This is a genomic window from Azoarcus indigens, assembly GCF_004361735.1.
Taxonomy (GTDB): Bacteria; Pseudomonadota; Gammaproteobacteria; order Burkholderiales; family Rhodocyclaceae; genus Azoarcus; species Azoarcus indigens.
On sequence record NZ_SNVV01000005.1, the window covers coordinates 227,765 to 248,167 of the forward strand.

Here is a 20,403-nt window from a genome sequence, read left to right on the forward strand (position 1 = left end):
AAGACGGCGGGGGCGCTTGCGCGGCCCCCGCCGTGGTTCCAAGCCTGCCGCCGGACGCCGCTCAGGCCGGCGTGCGCGCGGTGTAGCCCGCCAGCAGGCCGAGCAGTTCCTCTTCCTGGTAGGGCTTGCCGAGGTAGTGGTTGGCGCCGACTTCCTCCGCGTAGCGGCGGTGCTTGTCCGCCAGCCGGGAGGTGATCATGATCACCGGCACCAGGCGGGTGCGGGCGTCGGCGCGGATGTTGCGCACCAGGTCGAAGCCGTCCATGCGTGGCATCTCGATATCGGACAGGATCACGTCCGGCACCGTCTCGATCAGCTTCTCCAGCGCATCCACGCCGTCCTTGGCGGTCACCACCCGGTAGCCCTCGCGCTCCAGCAGGCGGCCGGTGATCTTGCGCACGGTGAGCGAGTCGTCCACCACCATCACTGTCGGTTGGCTGGGCTGCGCGGCGACTGCCGGCAGCATGCCGTCTTCGCCGCCATCCTCGTCCGCTTCCGCCAGGCTGCGGCTGGCCAGCGCCACCGGGTTCAGGATGAGCACGATCTCGCCGTCGCCCAGCACGGTGGCGCCGGACATGCCGACGATGCGCGCCAGCTGCGGCCCGGCGTTCTTGACTACGATTTCCTGGTTGCCGCGCAGCGCGTCCACATGCAGCGCCAGCGTCTGCGCACCGGCGCGCAGCAGCAGCACCCAGTTGTAGCGCTGCACCTCCGGCCGCGTCTGGCGGTCGCCCAGCAGGCGCGGCAGGTAGCGGTAGGCGTAGCGCTCGCCCATCCACTCGGTGCCCTTGTCGTTGCGCAGCTTCTCCAGCGCGTCCGCTTTCAGCTCCATGACCTGGGCGACCATGCTGGAGGGAATCGCGTAGCTGCGGCCGCCGGCGCGCACCAGCAGCGCCTGCGTCACCGCCAGGGTCAGCGGCAGGTAGATGCGGAACACGGTGCCTTTGCCGGCGTCGCTGTGTACATCGATGCGGCCGCCGACCGCGGCGGTTTCGGCCTTGACCACGTCCATGCCGACGCCGCGGCCGGCGACGGTGGACACCGCGCCGGCGGTGGTGAAGCCGGGGACGAAGATGAGGTTGGTCAGGCGGCGCTCGTCCGCGTGCTCGTCCGTGCCCAGCAGGCCGTTGGCGCGGGCGCGTTCGGCGATGCGGCCGAAGTCCAGCCCGGCGCCGTCGTCGCTCAGCTCCAGCGCGATTTCATTGCCTTCCTGGCTGACGCTGAGAGTGATCTGGCCGATGGCCGGCTTGCCGCCGGCCTCGCGCTGGGCGGGGGCTTCGATGCCGTGGGCGAGGGCGTTGCGCAGCAGATGTTCCAGCGGCGCCACCATGTGTTCCAGCACGCCGCGGTCCACCTCGATGCGGCCGCCGCGCAGGTCCAGGTTGGCGCGCTTGCCGAGGTCCTTGGCGGCCTGGCGGACGACGCGGTAGAGGCGGTCGGCGAGGCTGTCGAAGGGCACCATGCGCACGCCCATCAGCGCCTGCTGCAACTCGCGCGACAGGCGCGCCTGGCCATGCAGGGCGATGTCGGCGCCGTCCAGGTTCTTCAGCAGGTTCTGCTGCACCGTGGTGACGTCGTTCACGCTCTCCGCCATCATCCGGGTGAGTTCCTGCAACCGGGTGTAGCGGTCCATCTCCAGCGGGTCGAACTCGCCGTGAGCGGATTCGGCCTGGGCGATGCGCGACTGCATCTGCACGTCGGCCTGGATCTCGACCTCGCGCAGCTGGTTGCGCAGGCGGATGACGTTCTCGGTGAGGTCCAGCAGCGAGCGCCGCAGGGTGCGCAGCTCGCCTTCGATGCGGGTGCGGGCGATGCCGATTTCGCCGGCTTCGTTGACGAAGCGGTCCACCAGGTCGGCGCGCACCCGCAGCGTGGGCGAGGCGATGTTCTCGATGTCGGCAGCGGCGTCCTTGCCGTCGCCAGGGTCGCCGGCAAGGGCTGCTTCCGCGGCAGGTGCCGCCGTGGTGGCTGCGGCCTCCGCCGCCTTGGCGGGCTGGGCGTCCGCCGGCGAGGGCACGGCTTCGCCGCTGGCGAGGGCATCCATCGTCTGCTGCACGAAGTCCAGGCCGGTGGCGAGGTCCTCGATCTGTGCCGCCGGGGCGCGGCCGCTCTTCTGCCCGGCCTCGAAGCGGGACTCCATCTGGTGCAGGCGTTCGCCCAGGGTCATCGCGCCGGCCATGCGGGCGCTGCCCTTCAGCGTGTGCAGCAGGCGGGCGACAGCCTGAGGATGCGCGGCCTGCGCTGGTTCGTCTTCCCAGCTGCGCAGCCGGGCGTGCAACTCGCCGACCAGCTCCACGCCTTCTTCCAGGAAGATGGGCAGCAGCTGCTCGTCGATGTCGTCATGGACCGGCGAGGGTGCCTCCTCGTCCACTGGCTCTGGCTCGGCCGCGCTGACGGGGCTGCTGGCGAGCGTTTCGGCGAGCCCGGCCGCAGCCGGGGCGGGCAGCGGGGCGTCGTCCAGCGGCTGCGGGGCCGGCAGTTCTTCGATCAGCGGCCGGGCACTGCGGTCCAGCTGGTCCACCAGCTCGGGTACTTCCAGTGGCAGTTGCTGCTGTGCCACCTCGGCGAGCATGGCCTCCAGGGTGTCGGTGACGGTGGTGAACAGTGCCGTCTCGTCGGCGGTGGGTGGCTGCGACAGGTCGCGCAGGCGCTGCTGTGCATGTTCTAGCGCGCGGCCCAGGGTGTGCAGCGCAGTCAGGCGGGCGGTGCCGGAGATGCCGGCCAAGGTGTGGGCGGCGCGCACCGAGGGTTCCTGCGGCAGCAGCGTCGGGTTGGCTGCCAGGCGGGTGAATTCCTGATGCAGGGTGGCGATGTGGTGCCGGGCTTCGCCGAGGAAGAGGTCGTACAGCGGACGGGATATCTCGGTGTCGCCGAGGCGGACGAAGTCGGCGCCACTTTCCGGCGCGGCGGCGGGCGCTTCGGCGGCCGGCGGCGGGGCTTCCTCGGTGACGAGCTCGCCGTCGTCTCCGGCTTCCGGCAGCGGCGGGAGGGCGTCGTCCTCCAGCTCCAGGTCGATGTCGAGGTCATCCAGGGCAAGCGGTGGGGCCTGCGGGGGCTGCGTTTCGGCTGCCGGCGTGCCTCCGCTGGCCCGGTCGCCGGCCGGCTCCAGCCCGGGCAGCGCGTCGCGGTCGTCCAGCAGGTAGCTGCTGTCCAGCTCCAGCGAGGTTTCCTCGGAGTGGAAGCCTTCGTCCACCAGCGGTGGTACCGCCAGGGGCTGCGGCGTGGCGGGGATTTCGGCCTCCACCGGCAGGATCTCGCCGTCGTCGGACAGGGAGAGGTCGGGGAACTCGAGCGAGGTCTCCATGAGCCCGTCCCGGCTTTCCGGCGCGGGGGCAGTGAACACCGCCGGCTCCTGCGCCGGTGTGTCGGTGGCGCGCAGGCGCTCGGCCTCGGCCAGCAGCGCGGCTTCGGCCTCGGGGTCGGGGCTGCTCTGGCCGGCGCCGGCCTCCATCTGGGCGACCCAGGCGGCGAAGTACTGGTGGGCGGCGTCTATCAGGTGGTGCAGCGCCGGGCTGGGTTGCCACTCCAGCTGCAGCCAGCGGTTCAGGGTCTGCTCCAGGCCCCAGGCGGCTTCGCCGAGCTCACGCAGGCCGACCATGCGGCCGCTGCCCTTAAGGGTGTGGAAGCCGCGGCGGATGGCGGTCAGCGTCTGGCTGTCGGCGGGCGAGGTGCGGGAGAGTTCGAGCTGCTCGGCGATGGTGGCGAGTACGTCATGTGCTTCTTCGATGAAGATGCACAGCAGTTCGGCGTCGATCTCGGCGTCGCTGGCTTCGATCAGCTTCTGGGTCTCGGCGGCGGGGGCGGGCACTGCGACCGGCTCCTGCACCGGCAAGTCGAAATCTGCCAGTTCCAGTGGAGCCAGCTCCAGCGCGACGGCTTCTTCCGCTTCCGGCTCCGTTGCTGCGGTGGAACCGGGGGCTGGCCCGGCGGCCGGTGCCGGAGCGGGGGTGGGCCCGGAAGGAATGCCTGTGACAGGCTCGGCGTAGCTGATTTCCTCGCTGTCCTGGGCCGCCTTGCGGGCTTCCGGATCGAGGAAATCCTGCAGGGTGTTGCGGCCGTGCTGCAGGGACTGGATGTAGAAGCCCAGGGCCGACAGCCTGTGGGCCAGGGCTTCGAATTCGGCCGGCTCGCCACTGCCGCCGGCGGCGAAGTGGGCGATTTCTTCCGCGGACTGGTGGACCAGCGCAATGGCTTCGGTCTCGCCAAGCAGGATGAGTGCGCCTTCGATCTGCTGCATCGGCGCTGACAGTTGGGCCAGCGGCGCGCGTTTCTCCTGGTTGCGGAAAAAGTCGTCCAGCGCCTGTTCGATGTGCGCCAGGCTGGTGAGGATCTCCCGCGACAGCTGGGCCAGCGCCTCCTTTTCCTGGGCGCGGCGGGCGGCGGCGAGGCCGGGCGCCGGGCCGGCAGCCTGCAGGTCGTCGCCTTGTTCCAGCGCCCGCAGGCGTACCAGGGTGGCATCCACCTGCTGGGCGAGATCGTTTTCCACGATGCCGCGATCCACCGCGGCCTCCGCCAGCAGCAGCGCGGTGGCGACTTCCAGGCCGACGGTCTCGGAGAAGCGCAGCGGGTCCTTGCGCAGCCACTGGATGAAACCCTGCAGGCCGGTGAGCAGGCGGTCCAGCGCAGGCCGGCCGAGCTGGGCGACAGCGCCGGCCAGTTCCGTCAGCTCAGCGTCGAAGCGCGGCAGGGCGGCGGCGCTGCCTTCGCTGAACTCGGTCCAGCATTCCTTGGCGGTATTCAGGCGGGTGCGCAGGCTTTGCAGCAAGGGCGCCAGCGGTACTTCGCTGACGCGGGCGCTGGCGGGCGGCAGCAGGGTGTCCAACTGCCAGGTGGCACGCACGGCGCGCTGCTGCTCGGTGGTTGCCGGGGCCTGGGCGACGAGGTAGAGCAACTCGCGCAACAGCCGCTCCGGCGCCGCAGGATTGCCGCCGAGCTGGCGGCGCAGCTGGGCGTCCAGCTGGGCGCACAGCCGGCGGGCGGCGTCCATGTCGACGTCGCCGGTGGCAAGGGCGTCGAAGAAGGCCTGGGCGCTCCACCACAGGCTGCGGGCCAGCGGGTGGGGCTGCAGAGCTTCGATGTCGGCGGCGGCGGCACGCATCGCCGCCGGGCCGGTGGACTGGCCGGGGCGGCGGAGCAGGTCCAGCAGGCCACGCTCGAAGCGGGCGCGCAGTGTGCGCAGCGCGGCTTGAAGGGCTGCACCTTCGGGCGGGCGCGGGTCGTCGGCGCGGCGTGGAGGGCGGATGCCGAGGTCGGGGAAGAAGAGCTCCACCGGGGAGCCGGTGTCGCCGCGGGCGGCATTGATCTCCTGGTACAGCGGTGCCAGCCGCATCGGCTGGTCGGGTGCGCCGCGGGCGATTTCTTCCAGGTAGTTGCCGATGCTCGCCAGTGCGCGGTGCACCAGCGCCAGGGGGGCATCGTCCACCGGCATTTCGCCGCGGGCAAGCTTGCCCATCAGCTGGTCGAGCGCGGCGGCAAACTGGGTGAGGCCGTCGAGGCCGACGATGGACAGGGCGCCGCGAACCTGGTGCAGATGCGTCTGCGCGAACTGGACCTGGGAGGCGCCGTCGCCCGCGCTGCAGGCCTGCTCCAGCGCTTCGGCCGCACGCGCGAGCGCGAGGTCGATTTCGCTCTTGACCCAGGTGAGCGGACCGAGGTCGGCTTCGATGGCTTGCGTCATGTGTCTGCCTTTTGCGCCGGTACTCAGACCTTGAAGCCGGAAACCGAGCCCTTCAGTTCCACCGCGAGGTCGGCGAGCTGACCGATGGAGACCGCGGTCTGCTTGGTGCCCAGGGTGGTCTGCTCGGTGATGGCGAGAATGTCCTTCATGGTTTCCGCCACCCGGGTGGCGGTGGCCGCCTGCTGCTGGGTGTCGGTGGAGATCTGCTCGATCAGGCGGGCGGCTTCGATGGACACCTGGCCGATCTCGGCCAGCGCCTGGCCGGCGGCGTCGGACAGCTGCGCGCCTTCGACCACGTCGCGGGTCGCGTTTTCCATCGCGCCCACCGCATCCTGAGTGTCGGTCTGAATGGTCTTCACGATGGCGGAGATCTGCTTGGTTGCCTCGGCGGAGCGTTCCGCCAGGCGCTGCACTTCTTCCGCAACCACGGTGAAGCCGCGACCGGCGTCGCCGGCGGAGGCGGCCTGGATGGCGGCGTTGAGCGCCAGCACGTTGGTCTGCTCGGTAATGTCCGAAATCAGCTCCACGATTTCGCCGATCTCCTGGGAGGACTCGCCCAGGCGCTTGATGCGCTTGGAGGTTTCCTGGATCTGCTCGCGGATCTCGTTCATGCCCTTGATGGTGTTTTCGACCGCATCGGCGCCCTTGCGCACGGATTCCAGCGAGCGGCGGGCAACCTGGGCGGACTGCAGCGCGCGCTCGGAGGAGTCGGTCATCGATGCCGCCATGCGCTGCACGGTGGAGCCAGCCTCCTCGATCTCGCGCGACTGGCGCTCGGTGGCGCCCAGCAGTTCGCTGGAGGTCTTCTGCGCCGACTGGGTGGCGGCGGTCACCCGGGTGGCGGCGTCGTTGATCCGGCGTACCAGCACCGAAAGTTCTTCAATGGTGTAGTTCACCGAGTCGGCGATGGCGCCGGTGATGTCCTCGGTCACCGTGGCGCGGATGGTGAGGTCGCCGTCGGCGAGGTCGCCCATCTCGTTCATTAGCCGCAGGATCGCCTGCTGCGTGAGGTTGCGCTCGTTCTCAGCCGACTGGCGCTGGGTTTCGGCGGCGGCGCGGCGGGTGGCGAGGTCGTCGTTGTAGACCTTGGCCATGAAGCCGAGGACGGCGAGGCCGAGCAGGGCGGTGACGGCAATCAGCGCGGAAACCAGGCTGAAGCCGCGGCTGTTGCTGTTGAGGGCTTCGGCCAGCGCCTGGGTCTGCGCCAGCAGCGGCGCGGAGTCGCGGAAGATGCGGCTGCCGGCCTGCTTGGCCTGCACCAGCAGCTGGATGTTGCCGAGGATGCCGGAGACCGCCTCCAGCGTCTCCTTGGCGGCTTCGTCCAGCTCGCCGATGCGGGCGCGCGTCTCTGCGTCGGCGCTCATCTGCGACAGCAGGCCCAGTTGCTCGCGGAAGGCGTTGGTGTCCTTGCCCAGCAGGAAGGCGACCTCCGGGTCGATCGCGTCGGCCACCAGCAAGGCGTTGGCGTTCTTGGCGATGCGCTGGGTGAGCATCACTGCGCGGTTGGCGGTGACGATGTCGCGGGCGCTGGCACCGCCCTGGAGCTTGAGCGCGGCCACTTGTTCGGAGAGGTCCAGCAAGCCGGCGTTGCCGTTGTTGATTGCCGCCACCGAGGCGTTCAGGGTGACCAGGTTCTTCTCCTGGGCGAGTAGCTGGCGGGCGTCCTGCTCGCTCTTGTGCCAGGTTTCGGCCAGCGTCTGCAGTGCCGGGCGGGCGGCTTCCGGCACGGCGGGCACATAGTCGCCGTCCAGGTCGCTACCGGCCTGCAGTGCGGTCAGCAGGCCGGAGAAGCGCGCGCTGCCGCTGCGCAGTTCGGTGAAGGCCTGGCTGTTGCCCTGCAGCGCGAGCTGGGCGGATTTGGCGATCTGCTGCGACAGCATCTGCATTTCACCGGCCGCCGCCACATGGGTGGTGGCATCGGCGGACTGCCGGCCCTGGTAGATGACCAGGCCGGCGGTGATGGCGACCAGCAGGGCGAAGCCGATGCCGAGGATGCGGATCTGTTCGGTTACCGGGCGGTCGCCGAGCAGGCGTTTGCGCGGGGTGGGAGGCCGTCCGGGAACGTGGGTCTCCATGATGGTGGTGTCCGGGGCGGAACTGCCCGCGGTGGCCATTTTCTTGCCGAAGAGCTTCAATGCCATGTTGCGTGCTCCGCCGCTATAGCGTGTGGGGGTCGATTGGGAAGGAGGTAGGCCGCGCCTCAGCCGGCGCCGGCGTCGAGGAAACCGGGGTGGGCGAGGAGGCGCTGAACGTCGAGGCGCAGCCAGGGGCGGTCCTGCACGTCGCGCAGGCGTTGCCCCACCCAGGGGCGCTCATCCGCCGGATTGTCGTCGGCTTCGAAGTCGTCGCCGCTGCGCAGGCCGGAGGCGCGGGAGACCAGCAGGGCGCAATGCACCCCGTGGCGGGCGCCGACCAGCAGCAGCCGGGCGTGACCGGAGGGCGCCACCAGCGGTCCGCCGTGGAAAGCAGAAAAATCCACTACGCCGTACAGGGTGCCGCGCACATTCGCCAGGCCGCGGTACCAGGGCCGGGTGAGCGGAACCGGCGACAGCGGCGGCGGTGGCAGGACCTCGCCGGAGTCGGCCAGCGCGACCAGCCAGTTCTCGTTGCCCGCCTGCACGCCCAGCAGGCCGCGGCGTTCGCCGCTCTTCGCTTCGGCCAGGCGGCGGACCAGGCTTTCCTGGAATTCGCGCAGGCTGATCCTCTTGGACATGATGGCCTTGTTCCCGCGTTACTTGTCTTTGATTGCCTCGATGCGGGCCAGCAATTCCTTGTGGTCCACCGGTTTGACCAGGTAGTCGTAGGCGCCTTGGCGCATGCCCCAGATCTTGTCCGTCTCCAGCGACTTGCTGGTACACATGATGATGGGGATGGTTCGGGTGGCGTCGTCGCGGGAAATGGTGCGGGTAGCCTGGAAGCCGTTCATTCCGGGCATGACGACGTCCATCAGGATGAGGTCGGGCAGCTCGCTCCTGCTCTTGGCGATGGCGTCCTCGCCATTCTCGGCGGTCACCACCTGATAGCCGTTGCGGGTGAGGACGTCGGTGAGGACGAAGCGCTCGGTGGGCGAGTCGTCAACGACGAGGATTTTCTTGATCGGCATGGTCGGCGTCATTCCATGGACGGGTTCAACGGGGGACGCGGCCGCAGTGGGCCGCAACCGCCTTCAGCAGGCTGTCCTTGGTGAAGGGCTTGGTGAGGTACTCGTCGGAGCCGACCATGCGGCCGCGGGCGCGGTCGAACAGGCCGTCCTTGGACGAAAGCATGATCACTGGCGTGGAGGACAGGCGGGCGTTCTTCTTGATCAGCGCGCAGGTCTGATAGCCATCCAGGCGCGGCATCATGATGTCGACGAAAATGACGTCGGGGTGGTGGTCGGCGATCTTGGCGAGGGCGTCGAAGCCATCCTCCGCCAGCAACACCTGGCAGCCGGCCTGGCCCAGGAAGATCTCCGCGCTGCGGCGGATGGTGTTGCTGTCGTCTATGACCATCACCTTGAGTCCGGTCAGGTCCATGGTGTCAGTCCTCGGTATCCCTGCGCGGCGGGTGCGGGAACCGCATCATACGCAAGGCGTAGGCGGCGGGGGAACTCCGGCTGCTTGAATGTCATATCTCGACGAGCTCGAAGTCTTCCTTGCGGGCGCCGCATTCGGGGCAGGTCCAGTTGGGCGGGATATCGCCCCAGCGGGTGCCGGGGGCGATGCCTTCATCGGGCAGGCCGGCGGCTTCGTCATAGATGAAGCCGCAGATCAGGCACATGTAGGTCTTGTAGGGTGCGTCAGCCATCGCTTGGCGTGTTCGGCTTGGATTGGCGGTAAAATCCGTCGCATCTTACCCCATTTTCCCGGCCGCGCCAGACGCGCCGGTATCCCTTCTGTCATGCCAGTTGCAATGCCGGATGCTCCCCCAGTCGTACTTTGTCTTTCCGCCGGCGACGCCACCGGCGGCGGCGGTCTGCCGTCCGACATCCTGACCCTGGCAAGCATGGGCTGCCACCCGCTCGCCATCCAGACCGCGGTGGTCGTGCGCGATACCCGTGGCATCGAGGAAACCCTGGCGCTGGAGCCGGACATGGTCGCCGCCCAGGCGCGCGCCGTGCTGGAGGACATCCCGGTGCATGCCTTCAAGCTCGGCTACTGCGGCAGCGTGGAGAATGTCGCGGTGATCGCCGAGATCCTGTCCGACTACCCGGAGGTGCCGCTGGTGCTGGAGCCGGCGCTGTATGCCGGGGTGGAGGAGGGCAGCGAGGAGGATGTGGTTGCCGCGCTGACCGAGCTGATCCTGCCGCAGACCTCGCTGCTGGTTGCAGGCCGCCACGAGGTGATGCGGCTGGCTGGCATCGACGCCGACGATGACAGCGAGGAAGCGCTGTCGGCGGAAGAGGCGGTCGCCCGCCTGCTCGCTCTCGGCACCGAGTACGTGCTGCTCACTGGCGGCAGCGAACAGGGGCCGCAGGTGATCAACGTGTTGCTGGGCGAAGGCGGCGTAGTGCGCACCGACGCCTGGGAGCGCCTGCCTGCGCGCTATCTCGGCGCTGGCGCCACGCTGGCCGCCGCTGCGGTGGCGGCGCTGGCGCATGGCATGACCATGCCGGAAGCAGTGCGCGAGGCGCAGGAATTCGCCCAGCAGGCGCTGCGCCACGCCTACCGGCCCGGCATGGGGCTGGCGCTGCCGGATCGCTTCTTCTGGGCGCGAGGGCATGGGGCCGACGATGAGTGAGCGGCGCTGGGCCGGCTGGCGTGGCCTCTATGCGGTGACCCCGGAACTGGACGACACCGACGCGCTGCTGCTGGCGGTGGAAAAGGTGCTGGCGGGTGCGCCGGCGCTGCTGCAGTACCGCGGCAAGTCGCCGGACGCGGCGTTGCGCCGCGAGCAGGCGCAGGCGGTGGCGGCCCGCTGCCGCGCCGCCGGCGTGCCGCTGGTGGTCAATGACGACCTCGGACTGGCGCTGGCGGTCGGCGCCGAGGGCGTGCATCTCGGCCGGGACGACGGCGACATCGCTGCCGCCCGCGCGGCGCTGGGGCCGCAGCGCCTGCTGGGCGTGTCCTGCTACGACGAATGGGGGCTGGCGCAGGCCGGCGCCAGCGCCGGGGCGGACTACGTCGCCTTCGGTGCGATGTATCCCTCGCCGACCAAGCCGCAGGCGGTGCGCGCGCCGCTGGAACTGCTGGGCCGCGCCCGCCGCGAGCTGGGCGTGATGGTGGTGGCGATAGGCGGCATCACGCTGGAGCGCGCGCCGGCGCTGGTCGAGGCCGGTGCCGACCTGCTCGCCGTCATCACCGACGTCTTCGACGCAGCCGATCCCGCTGCCCGCGCCGGCGCCTACCGCCAGCTCTACGTTCCAGGCTGAGCCGCGGCGGCAACAGCGCCACGCGCTTCCGCTCCGTCCTCTTTTCCTTCACCGCTTTCCCTTTTACTCCCGAGTCCGCACATGTCCGATTCCAGCAGCCGCAACGAAGCCTTGTTCCAGCGCGCCCAGCGCACCATTCCCGGCGGCGTCAATTCGCCGGTGCGCGCCTTCCGCTCGGTGGGCGGCACGCCGCGCTTCATCGAACGCGCCGAGGGCGCGCGGGTGTGGGATGCGGACGGCAAGGCCTATGTGGACTACGTCGGTTCCTGGGGGCCGGCGATCACCGGCCACGCCCATCCGGCCATCGTCGAGGCGGTGCGCGAGGCGGCGCTGCGCGGTCTGTCCTTCGGCGCGCCGACCGAGAGCGAGGTGGAGATGGCCGAGCGCATCTGCGCGCTGCTGCCCTCGGTGGAGATGCTGCGGCTGGTGAGTTCCGGCACCGAGGCCACCATGAGCGCCATCCGGCTGGCCCGCGGCTTCACCGGGCGGGATGCCATCGTCAAGTTCGAGGGCTGCTACCACGGCCACGCCGACAGCCTGCTGGTGAAGGCCGGCTCCGGTCTGCTGACCTTCGGCAACCCGTCTTCCGGTGGCGTGCCGGCGGACTTCGCCCACCACACCATCGTGCTCGACTACAACGACCTGGAGCAGGTGGAGACCGCCTTCAAGGCGCGTGGCGGGGAGATCGCCGCCATCATCGTCGAGCCGGTGGCCGGCAACATGAACCTGGTGAAGCCGGCGCCCGGCTTCCTCGAAGGCCTGCGCCGGCTGTGCGATGAATATGGCGCGGTGCTGATCTTCGACGAGGTGATGACCGGCTTCCGCGTTGGCCCGCAGGGGGCGCAAGGGCTGTACGGCATCGTTCCCGACCTCACCACGCTGGGCAAGGTCATCGGCGGCGGCATGCCGGTGGGCGCCTTCGGCGGCCGCCGCGACATCATGGAGAAGGTGGCGCCGCTGGGACCGGTGTACCAGGCTGGCACGCTGTCCGGCAGCCCGGTGGCGGTGGCCGCCGGCCTGGCCTCGCTGAAGCTGATCGAGGCGCCCGGCTTCTACGCCGCGCTGGGGGCGCGTACCGCGGCGCTGGCCGCCGGCCTGGCGGACGCGGCGCGCGAGCACGGCGTGGCGTTCAGCGCGGATACGGTGGGCGGCATGTTCGGCGTCTATTTCAGCGCCCGGCCGCCGGCTTCCTTCGCCGATGTGATGGCCTCCGACCGCGAGCGCTTCAACCGCTTCTTCCACGCCATGCTGGACGCTGGCCACTACTTCGCGCCCTCCGCCTTCGAGGCCGGTTTCGTGTCCGCGGCGCACACCGAGACGGACATCGCCGCCACGGTGGCGGCGGCGCGCGAGGTGTTCGCGAAGCTGGGCTGAGCACGCGCGCCGGGCTGCACATCACGGGCAGGGCGGCGGCTTCATCCGCTTCCCCGCCCGTAGCGGGGCTCAAAGCAGGAACAGCGTCGCCAGCCCGAGGAAGATGAAGAAGCCGCCGGAGTCGGTGATGGCGGTGATCAGCACCGAACTGCCGACCGCCGGATCGGCACCCAGGCGTTGGCGCAGCATCGGGATGACCACGCCGGCGGTGGCCGCCAGCAGCAGGTTGAGCGTCATCGCCGCGGTCATCACCGCGCCCAGCGAGATGCTGTGGTACAGCCACCAGGCGAGCACGCCCAGCAGCCCGCCCCATACCACGCCGTTGATCAGCGCGACGCTGATCTCCTTCTTCAGCAGCCGCTTCATCGCGCTTTCCTCCACCTGCCCCATGGCGATGGCGCGCACGATCATGGTGATGGTCTGGTTGCCGGAGTTGCCGCCTATACCGGCGACGATGGGCATCAGCGCGGCCAGCGCCACCAGTTTCTCGATGGAGCCTTCGAACAGGCCGATCACGCGCGAGGCGACGAAGGCGGTGACCAGGTTCACCGCCAGCCAGGCCCAGCGGTTCTTCACCGAGTCCCACACCGAGGCGAAGATGTCTTCCTCCTCGCGCAGACCGGCATGGCTCAGGATCTCGGCCTCGGATTCCTCGCGGATGAAGTCCACCACGTCGGCCACGGTGAGGCGGCCTATCACCCGCTTCTCCCGGTCCACCACCGGCGCCGAAACGAGGTCGTAGCGCTCGAAGGCCTGGGCGGCGTCGTCGGCGTCGTCCTCCGGCTCGAAGCTGATGATGGCCTCCTTGCGCATCACCTCGGCGACGTCCATCTCCGGGTCGTTGATGAGCAGGGATTCCAGCGACAGGATGCCCTTCAGGTGGTCTTCCCGGTCCACCACGAAGAGTTTGTCGGTGTGGTCCGGCAGTTCCTCGAAGCGGCGCAGGTAGCGCAGCACCACCTCAAGGGTGATGTCCTCCCGCACCGTGACCATGTCGAAGTCCATCAACGCGCCCACCGAGTCCTCCGGGTAGGACATGGCCGCGCGCAGTTGCTCCCGGCCCTCGCTGTCCAGCGACTGGAAGACATCCTGGATGACCTCCGGCGGCAGGTCGGGCGCGAGGTCGGCGAGCTCGTCGGCGTCCAGCGACTCGGCGGCCGCCTTCAGTTCCTCCGGCGCCATCGTCTCGATCAGCGATTCCCGCACCGCGTCGGAGACTTCCAGCAGGATCTCGCCGTCGCGCTCCGCCTTCACCAACTCCCAGACGAACAGGCGCTCGTCGCGCGGCAAGGCTTCCAGGATGTAGGCGATGTCCGCCGGGTGCAGCGAATCCAGCTTGGCCTGCAGGCTGGCTACATGCTGCTTGTGCACCAGCGTCTCGACGAGGTCGTGGCGCGGCATGTCCTGGCGGTGCACCAGGCTCTCCACCAGCTTCTGCCGGGCGAGCAGGTCCTGCACTTCGCGCAGGTGCTGCTGGACGTCATCGGGGTGCAGTTCTTCTTCCGTGGTCATTGCGCGGCGGGCCGGTGGGGGGAGCGAAGGCGGAAGAGGCGGATTCTACGGACTCGGCGCCCGCCATGCGACCCCGACAGTCTGGCGCGGCAGTCTTTCCGTCTTGTTGCGGGCGGGCGGGGCGGTTCTTGATGCGCCGCGATGCGGGCGCCTCGGGGGGGCAGGAGTGGGGCAGTGGGGAGGAGGCGGAGGCGCTCAGGGAACCTGCGAATAAGCCATGCGCCCGCGGATGCGTTCCGCATGGGCAGCGAGGCGCGGGCCGAAGCTGCGCTCGTACTTGCGCGGGTTGGGCAGCATCACTGCCAGCCGCGCCGCCTCGCCCGGCCCCAGGCGGGCAGCGGAGACGCCGTAGTAGCGCCGCGCCGCGGCCTCGGCGCCGAACACGCCGTCGCCCCATTCGACGACGTTGAGATAGACCTCGAGGATGCGGCGCTTGGACCACAGCGTTTCTATCATCACCGTGATCACCGCCTCCTGCGCCTTGCGGAGGTAGCTGCGCGAGGGTGACAGGAAGAGGTTCTTCGCCAGCTGCTGGCTGATGGTGGAGCCGCCCGCCACCGCGCGGCCGCGGCGCTCGTTCTTCTCCATCGCCCGCTGTATGCCTTCCCAGTCGAAGCCGTCGTGGTCCACGAAGCGGTCGTCTTCGGCGGCCACCACCGCGCGTTTCAGGTGGATGGAGATGTTGTCGTAGGGCACCCACTGGTAGCGCAGCGTGGCCTTCGGGTTCTTCTCCTGCATCTCGGCCAGGCGCAGGCGCATGAAGCTGGTGCTGCCGGGATCCACCTGGCTCCACCAGGCGACGCCGATCAAGAGCCAAAGCTGCCAGGCCAGCAGCAGGATGGCGCCCAGCAGCAGGCCGCGGCCCAGCCAGCGCATCAGCGTCTTCATGGCTGCGGCCGTGGGCTGGCGGAGATCATCGGAGGCTGCCGCGGCGTCACAGCTTCAGCCGGCGGCCAGGGCGCGGCGCAGTGCGCCGAGCACCGGGCCGGTATCCGGCTGCACGCCGCGCCACAGCGCGAAGCTCTCGGCCGCCTGCTCCACCAGCATGCCCAGGCCGTCGGCGACGCGGGCGGCGCCATCGAGGCGGGCTGCGCGCATGAAGGGCGTTTCCTCCTTGGCATAGACCATGTCGTAGGCGAGCGCGCCGTCGGAGTACAGGCCGGGCGGCAGCGGCGGCACCTCGGCGGAGAGGCTGGCGGCGGTGGCGTTGATCACCAGGTCGTAGCGGCGGCCGGCGAGGGAGGGGAAGCCGCAGCCATCCAGCGGTGAGCCGCCGGCAGCGGCGAACTCCCGCGCCAGCGCCACCGCCTTGTCGGCGCTGCGGTTGGCGATGGTGAGCTTGGCCGGGCCGGCCTGCAGCAGCGGCAGCAGCGCGCCGCGGGCGGCGCCGCCCGCGCCCAGCAGCAGCACCCGCAGGCCGGCGATGTTGCAGCCGTGGTGGTGGGAGAGGTCGCGCACCAGGCCGGCGCCGTCGGTGTTGTCGCCGAGCACGCCATCGGCACCGAAGGCCAGGGTGTTCACCGCGCCGGCGGCGCGCGCGCGCGGCGTCAGCCTGTCGGCCAGCGCATGCGCTTCCAGCTTGAAGGGCACGGTGACGTTGAGCCCGCGGCCGCCGGCGGCGCGGAACTCGGCCACGGTGGCGGCGAAGCCGTCCAGCGGCGCGAGCAGCGCCTCGTAGCTCAGCGCCTGGCCGGTCTGGGCGGCGAAGGCGGCATGGATCTGGGGCGACTTGCTGTGGGCGATGGGGTTGCCGACGACGGCGTAGCGGTCCATGCGGGCGGTCTCGATGGCAGGGCCGGCGTTGGCGGCCTAGTTGGCGTGCACCTGGTCGGTGTTGGTGAAGGTCCAGGTGCGGGTGATTTCTATCATGTCGGTGTCGCGCTTAACGTCCGGCGGAAACTCGGCATAGGGCGCGGCCAGCTTGACGATGCGGACGGCGGCGTCGTCCAGCACCTTGTGGCCGGAGCTGCGATGTACGCTGACCTGGTCCACCGTGCCGTCGGCACGTATGGTCACCGACAGCAGCAGGCTGCCGTAGAGCTTGCCGCGGGCGGCGTCCGGGTAGTTCAGGGTGCCGATGCGCTCTATCTTCAGCCGCCAGTCCTCGACGTACTGGGCGAAGCGGTACTCGCGGGCGCGGGCGCCGATGAACTTCTTGCGCGGCCGCTTGGCGTATTCCTCCAGGTTGCGGTCTATCTGCGCCTCCAGGCGGGCGACGGCGGCGGCGCTGTCCAGCAGGTCCAGGCCGCTGGCGACCGGCTGCGGTTCCGGCTGCGCGTTCTGCACCGGTGCCGGGGCAACCGGCGGCGCCGGCTTCTTCGCCTGGGTGAGCAGTTGCTGCTGGGTGCGTTCCATCTGCTGGACCTTGCGCTTGGCCTCGGCCAGCGCTTCGCCGTCGCGCTGCTTGTTCTGCGGTGGCAGCGGGGACTTGGCGCGCACCTCCTGGTCAGTGTTGCCGCCGCCGTCCAGGTTGGCCTGGGCCAGCACCTCCGGCTTGTCCGGTCGCTGGGCGTGGCGGGCGTTCACCAGCACCACTTCCAGGCCGCGATCCTTGTCGCGCTTGGGTTTGACCTCAGGCGGGGCGAACTGCAGCATCAGCAGCCCGCCGTGCAGCAGCAGCGAGGCGGCGAAGGCCGCCAGCAGCACCGGCTGTGCCGCCAGCGCCAGCCACCAGCGCCGCCCGGTGGAGGCGGCGGCCGGCTTGGGCTGGGCTTTCGGGAAGGTGGGGCGGCGGCTCATTTGGCGATGGAAGCGGCGGGCTCAGAAGCCGGAGTCGGCATATTCCTCGGGATCGGGTTCCGCCAGCGTGGCGACGTAGCGGGCCTGGACTTCCACGTCCAGCAGGTCGCTGCCCTCGATCGCCAGCTTGACGCGCGAGCCCGGCAGTTGCAGCGGCAGGGAAGAGACCTTGAACACCAGCGGCACGTTCTCCAGCCGCACCAGGTTGTCGCGTATCACCTTGGCCTCGACATGCTCGGGGGCATGCTGGCGCAGCCAGCGCAGGCACCAGTAGCGCTCCATCTGGCGCTGGAAGTCGGCATAGGCGGCATAGGTGAGTTCGAAGTCGCGCAGCGCGGCCATCAGGTCGGCGGACTTGGGCGCGAAGGCCGGCGTGCCGCCGGTGAGCACGGCGATGATCTGCCACTGGTTCACCAGGTCGACGTAACGCCGCAGCGGCGAGCTGGACCAGGCGTAGCAATCCACCCCCAGGCCTTCGTGCGGCGCGGCCACGGTGGTCATGCGCACCTTGCCGCCGCCCTGGGCGCGGTAGAGGCCGGGCACGCCGGCCTGGTCGAGCAGCTTGCCCCAGGTGGTGTTGGCCAGGATCATCAGCTCGGCCACCAGCTTGTCGATGGGCGAGCCGCGCAGGCGTTCGCCGATGCTGATGTAGCCGGGGCCGTCGCCGGTCTGGGTGTTCCAGTCCACGTAGAAGCTGTAGTCCACCTGGGTCTGGTTGGTGGCCGGTTTGCCGCGGCCGGCTTCCAGTACCGTGGCCAGATCCCACAGTACGGTCAGTTCGCGCTGCCAGGGGAATTCCGGGCCGCCGTTCACCAGGGTGTTGTCGTTGAACACCGGCTCCAGGTCGTGGTGGCGCAGGTTGGCGACGATGGGCACCATCTCCACCCGGCTTTCCTGGCTGGAGACGGAGAGGTCGGCATTCACGTCCAGGTAGAGCGACACCGCCGGGCAGTCGCGGCCTTCGGCCAGGGTAAAGGCGGTGACGACCTCGTCCGGCAGCATGGTGATCTTGTTGCCGGGCATGTAAACGGTGGACAGCCGCCGGCGGGCGATGCCATCCAGCGTGGAGCCGCGCTCGAAGCCCAGCGCCGGCGCGGCGATGTGGATGCCGACGCGCCAGCCGCCACCGGGGCGCGGGGTGACCGAGAAGGCATCGTCGATCTCGGTGGTGGTGGCGTCGTCGATGGAGAAGGCGGCCACCTCGGCGCGCGGCAGGCCGGCGGGGGCCGCGGGGGCGTCGAAGGCTGGAAAGGCGATGCCCTCGGGGAAATGCTCGAACAGGAAGCGGTTGAAGTGGAAGTCGTGGCTGGATTCCAGCGCGCCGCACTTCAGCAGCAGGCGCGGCACGGTGAGCCCGGTATCCACGCAGGCGGCTTCCAGCGCCTTGATCTCCAGCCGGTTGCGGTCCGGGCGGTAGAGGGCCTGCGGCAGCAGCGCGGCCAGCTCCGGCGGCATGCGGCCTTCCACCAGTTCGGCGCGCATGTGCTCGATGGCGGCGGCCTGCTGGCGCTTCTTCTCCAGCCCGGCCAGCGCGGCCTGCAGGATCTCGGTGGGGGCCTTGCGGAAGCGGCCCTTGCCCTTGCGATGGAACCAGATGGGCGAGGAATGCAGGCGCAGCAGGATGGCGGCGGCTTCCACCGAAGTCGGCGGGTGGCCCTGGTATTCGGCAGCGAACTCGACGAAGCCGAATTCCTCGTCGCCGCAGACTTCCCACAGGAATTCGATGTCCAGCTGTTCGGCTGCTGCTTCCGCCCGGCTGAGCAGATCGGTCGGCGAGGGTTCGCGGAAGTTCAGCAGCACATGGGCGCGCTTGAGCTTCACCCGCTTGCCGTGGGTGGTTTCGACCTGCAGGGAGGCATCGTTATCAGCGAGGATGGTGCCGGCCTTGAAGGCCCCATCCTCTTCGAACAGCACGTACATCGGCAACCGCCAGGGAATGAGCAAGCCGGGTAGTTTACTGGATTCGCCGGCCTGCGCCCGCGCCGGCCGCGAATTCGCTCAGGCCGGGCTGCGGGTGCGGCGCATCATGTCGGCCGAGTAAATCGCGAGGGCGATCCAGATCAGCACGAAGCTCACCAGCCGGTCGCTGTCCAGCGGCTCGCGGAAGACGAAGACGGCGATGAGGAAGCCCAGCGTGGGCGCCAGGTATTGCAGGAAACCGAGGGTGGACAGCGGCAGCCGGCGGGCGCCAATGGCGAACAGCATCAGTGGCACCGCGGTGATCACGCAGGAGAAGGGCAGCAGCAGCGTCGCCTGCCGCTCGCCGCCCCAGGCGAGCAGGCCCTGCGCCGCCAGCCAGCCGAGGTAGGCGGCGGCCACTGGCGCGGCGATCACCGTTTCCACGAACAGGCCGCCGATGGCATCCACCGGCGCACGTTTGCGCAGCAGGCCGTAGGTGCCGAAGGTGGCCGCGAGGAAGAGCGCGATCCACGGTGCCCGGCCCAGTTGCCAGATCTGCCAGGCGACGCCGGCGCAGGCCAGCGCCACCGCCAGTTGCTGCGCCGGCCGCATGCGCTCACGGAGGAAAAGGCGGCCGAACAGGATGTTCACCAGCGGCGTCATGAAGTAGCCCAGGATGGCTTCCACCAGCCGGTGAGCGTTGATCGCCCAGACGAAGAGCAGCCAGTTGCTGCTGGTGAGCAGGCTGGTGAGGGCGAGCAGGCCGAGCAGGCGGGGCTGGCGGCGAATGGCCTGCAGGCCGGCTAAGCCGCCGCTGCGCGGCAGCAGCGCGAGCAGGGCGGCCAGCAGCGCGACCGACCACAGGATGCGGTGGGCGACGATCTCGAACGGCGGCACGCTGTCCACCGCGCGGAAGTACAGCGGCGCCAGGCCCCAGATGACGAAGGCGCCCAGCGCCGCGAGTACGCCCTGGCGACGGGCGGCGTCCGTATCCATGGCTCAGGCGGGGCAGCGGGCGCTGGCGATCAGGGTGAGGGTGGAGAGGCGGTAGCCGCCGTCCGCGTCCCGGTAGGCTTCCAGGGCGTCGGCGGTGGCGGCGCGCACCTTGGCCAGCCCTTCGGCCGGCACCCGCGACAAGGCTTCGGCGGCGCCGCCGGCGAGGCCGAGGAAGGCCTGCCAGTAGGCGTCGGCGTCATCGAAGCGGCAGGCGAATTCGCAGGGCTGGAGGCGGATGTCGTCGAAGCCGGCCTGGCTCAACGTGGCTTCCAGCGCACCGGGCTCGCCGTAGCGGCAGACCGAGGGGCGCGCTACCTTGGGCGGCGGCAGGCCGCGGGCGATGCCATCCAGCGCGCAGCCGATCAGCGGCACCCGGTCCCGCGCGCCCCACACCGACAGCACGAAGCGGCCGCCCGGGCGAAGCACCCGGCGTACCTCGTCCAGCGCCTTGTCCGGCTGCGGGAACAGGAACAGCGCCAGACCGGCGAGCACGCGGTCGAAACGGCCGCCAGCGAGGCCGAGCTGCTCCGCGTCGGCAACGGCGAACGCCGGTCGGGCGGAGCCGGCGGTGCGGCGGCGGCCTTCGGCCATCATGCTTTCGGCGATGTCGGTGGCCAGCACCAGGCCGCCGGGGGCGACACGCTGTGCCGCCGCGGTGGCGAGCAGCGCCGGGCCGCTGGCGAGGTCCAGCACCTGCTGGCCGGGGGCGAGTCCGGCGGCGTCCAGCAGGGCATTCGCCAGCTGGGCGCGCAGCGGTGCGCCGTCGGCATAGTCAGCGGCGATGCGGTTGAAGCCGGCACGTTCCTGCGCCTTGTAGCGCTGTGTATCCATCTGGGCCATGAGGCTGGGGTTCCCC

Annotated in this window: 16 protein-coding genes; 3 read left to right on the forward strand and 13 right to left on the reverse strand. The window is 70.1% G+C overall.

The window, feature by feature from the left end; translation table 11 throughout:
• Positions 1–61: 61 nt before the first annotated feature.
• The 6 genes from C7389_RS08280 to C7389_RS08305 all read right to left on the reverse strand — a co-directional run bounded on the left by C7389_RS08280 (position 62) and on the right by C7389_RS08305 (position 9,436).
• Complete coding sequence (locus C7389_RS08280; RefSeq protein ID WP_133590229.1) at positions 62–5,677, reverse strand: FimL-related protein; 5,616 nt, start codon at positions 5,675–5,677, stop codon at positions 62–64.
• Between the two features lie 23 nt (positions 5,678–5,700).
• Positions 5,701–7,818, reverse strand: a complete 2,118-nt coding sequence (locus tag C7389_RS08285) for a methyl-accepting chemotaxis protein (RefSeq protein ID WP_133590231.1) — start codon at positions 7,816–7,818, stop codon at positions 5,701–5,703.
• A 59-nt stretch (positions 7,819–7,877) separates the two neighbouring features.
• The gene (locus tag C7389_RS08290; protein ID WP_133590233.1) at positions 7,878–8,390 is read right to left on the reverse strand and encodes a chemotaxis protein CheW; all 513 of its coding nucleotides are present in this window, start codon (positions 8,388–8,390) and stop codon (positions 7,878–7,880) included.
• 18 nt (positions 8,391–8,408) lie between these two features.
• Positions 8,409–8,780 carry a response regulator gene (locus tag C7389_RS08295; protein WP_133590235.1) on the reverse strand — a complete coding sequence of 124 codons (372 nt, stop codon included), beginning with the start codon at positions 8,778–8,780 and terminating at the stop codon, positions 8,409–8,411.
• Between the two features lie 25 nt (positions 8,781–8,805).
• Positions 8,806–9,192: a twitching motility response regulator PilG gene (gene pilG / locus C7389_RS08300; RefSeq protein WP_133590237.1), complete on the reverse strand. Its 387-nt coding sequence runs from the start codon at positions 9,190–9,192 to the stop codon at positions 8,806–8,808.
• A gap of 91 nt (positions 9,193–9,283) precedes the next feature.
• The gene (locus C7389_RS08305; RefSeq protein ID WP_342773500.1) at positions 9,284–9,436 is read right to left on the reverse strand and encodes a rubredoxin; all 153 of its coding nucleotides are present in this window, start codon (positions 9,434–9,436) and stop codon (positions 9,284–9,286) included.
• 132 nt (positions 9,437–9,568) lie between these two features.
• On the opposite strand from C7389_RS08305, the gene thiD reads away from it, so the two are divergent.
• From thiD to hemL, 3 genes are all read left to right on the forward strand, one after another.
• The gene (gene thiD, locus C7389_RS08310) at positions 9,569–10,396 is read left to right on the forward strand and encodes a bifunctional hydroxymethylpyrimidine kinase/phosphomethylpyrimidine kinase (RefSeq protein ID WP_246034684.1); all 828 of its coding nucleotides are present in this window, start codon (positions 9,569–9,571) and stop codon (positions 10,394–10,396) included.
• Entirely contained in the window at positions 10,389–11,027 is a 639-nt protein-coding gene (gene thiE / locus C7389_RS08315) for a thiamine phosphate synthase (RefSeq protein ID WP_133590243.1), read from the forward strand. The genes thiD and thiE overlap by 8 nt, the downstream gene beginning before the upstream one ends.
• Before the next feature lie 81 nt (positions 11,028–11,108).
• Positions 11,109–12,401 (forward strand): glutamate-1-semialdehyde 2,1-aminomutase, encoded by a 1,293-nt coding sequence (gene hemL / locus C7389_RS08320; protein WP_133590245.1) that lies wholly within the window; start codon positions 11,109–11,111, stop codon positions 12,399–12,401.
• 69 nt (positions 12,402–12,470) lie between these two features.
• Here hemL and mgtE read toward each other — a convergent pair whose 3' ends face one another.
• The 7 genes from mgtE to C7389_RS25125 all read right to left on the reverse strand — a co-directional run bounded on the left by mgtE (position 12,471) and on the right by C7389_RS25125 (position 20,387).
• Positions 12,471–13,913 carry a magnesium transporter gene (gene mgtE / locus C7389_RS08325; RefSeq protein ID WP_133590247.1) on the reverse strand — a complete coding sequence of 481 codons (1,443 nt, stop codon included), beginning with the start codon at positions 13,911–13,913 and terminating at the stop codon, positions 12,471–12,473.
• Between the two features lie 195 nt (positions 13,914–14,108).
• Positions 14,109–14,801 carry a monofunctional biosynthetic peptidoglycan transglycosylase gene (gene mtgA, locus C7389_RS08330; RefSeq protein WP_133590249.1) on the reverse strand — a complete coding sequence of 231 codons (693 nt, stop codon included), beginning with the start codon at positions 14,799–14,801 and terminating at the stop codon, positions 14,109–14,111.
• Positions 14,802–14,855: 54 nt separating this feature from the next.
• The gene (aroE, locus tag C7389_RS08335) at positions 14,856–15,686 is read right to left on the reverse strand and encodes a shikimate dehydrogenase (RefSeq protein ID WP_133590251.1); all 831 of its coding nucleotides are present in this window, start codon (positions 15,684–15,686) and stop codon (positions 14,856–14,858) included.
• A gap of 36 nt (positions 15,687–15,722) precedes the next feature.
• Positions 15,723–16,652, reverse strand: a complete 930-nt coding sequence (locus tag C7389_RS08340; RefSeq protein WP_133590252.1) for an energy transducer TonB — start codon at positions 16,650–16,652, stop codon at positions 15,723–15,725.
• Positions 16,653–16,673: 21 nt separating this feature from the next.
• A complete protein-coding gene (locus tag C7389_RS08345) occupies positions 16,674–18,572 on the reverse strand; it encodes a ribonuclease catalytic domain-containing protein (protein WP_133590254.1) in 1,899 nt (632 codons plus the stop codon).
• A 78-nt stretch (positions 18,573–18,650) separates the two neighbouring features.
• Positions 18,651–19,547 (reverse strand): EamA family transporter RarD, encoded by an 897-nt coding sequence (gene rarD, locus C7389_RS25120; protein WP_168977712.1) that lies wholly within the window; start codon positions 19,545–19,547, stop codon positions 18,651–18,653.
• A gap of 3 nt (positions 19,548–19,550) precedes the next feature.
• Positions 19,551–20,387, reverse strand: coding sequence for a class I SAM-dependent methyltransferase (locus tag C7389_RS25125; protein ID WP_168977711.1), 837 nt, complete (start codon positions 20,385–20,387; stop codon positions 19,551–19,553).
• Positions 20,388–20,403: the final 16 nt, after the last annotated feature.